At 74.3% G+C, this 954-nt stretch carries 1 protein-coding gene and 1 pseudogene; both read left to right on the top strand.

What is annotated here, in order from left to right:
* Positions 1 to 99 precede the first annotated feature (99 nt).
* Positions 100 to 480, top strand: coding sequence for a hypothetical protein (locus I73_RS02135; protein WP_022979108.1), 381 nt, complete (start codon positions 100 to 102; stop codon positions 478 to 480).
* 170 nt (positions 481 to 650) lie between these two features.
* Positions 651 to 954 (top strand): annotated as a pseudogene (locus I73_RS25465) (hypothetical protein); the annotation flags it as partial.

Below are 954 nucleotides of genomic sequence, written 5' to 3'. Positions count from 1 at the left end.
AGCGCGCGACCCACTGGGTCCGGCTGGTCCGCCCCAAGCCCTGAGGGCCGCGCCAGGGCTTGACCTTGCCACGGCGGCAAGGTTTACAGTCCGCCCATCGTGACCTCTTCCGCGCGCATCCTTCTGGTGCTGATGCTGGCCCTGCTGCTGCCGCTGCGGGCCAGTTGGGCCTGGGTGCCCCTGTCGACCCAGGCCCCTGCGCAGGACGCCCCCTGCGCGCTGCATGCGCTGCAGGTCGATGGGATGGATGGGGCGGATGGGATGGCCGCCCACGCCATGTCGGACGGCGCGGGCGCCGACCACGCCGCGAACCCGCTCTGCCACGCCAGCGCGGGCGCCTGCTGTCTGGCCGTGCTGCCGCGCGGGGTCGAAGGCGTGCCGCGATCCCAGCCCATCGCCTCGGTGCGCTATCCGCGGCTGACGGCGCCCGCGCCCGCCTTCCAGGGCGCGCCCGACGAACGCCCCCCCAGGCGCAGCTGACCCCCAAGCCCCGGCCGATGCCCCGGGGTGTCGTTCTGTGGCGCCCGCCAGGGTGCCTGTCCCAGGGCTGCCCCACCGGGCGCAGCCGACGAACAGAAGGGTTTTCGATGTTTCCGATTGAACCCACCGGAAGGGCCTGTCGCCCGCCGGTGTCCAGGCGCCGCCGCGGGTTGCGCCTGTCCCTCTCGGCGCTGAGCCTGGCCGTGCTGGCCGGCTGCTCCAGCTTCTCCGACAACGGTGGCATGGACGAGGTCACCGCCCTGACCCAGGCCCGCACCGGCCAGACGCCGCGGGCCCATGGCACGGACACTGTGCCCGAGGCCGTGCAGGCCCGCGTCCAGGTCCTGCTGGCCCAGCCACTGGAGGCCGACCAGGCCGTCGAGCCTGGCGCTGATCCAACAGCCCGGCCTGCAGGCGAGCTTCGACGCACTGGCCCAGGCCGAGGCCAAGCGGGTGAGCGCCGGCCGCCTGCCC

Origin of the sequence: Ideonella sp. B508-1 (assembly GCF_000333615.1) — a bacterium.
GTDB lineage: Bacteria > Pseudomonadota > Gammaproteobacteria > Burkholderiales > Burkholderiaceae_C > Ideonella.
The sequence above is the reverse complement of the archived record's forward strand: the minus strand, read 5'-3'. Positions and strand labels throughout refer to the sequence as shown.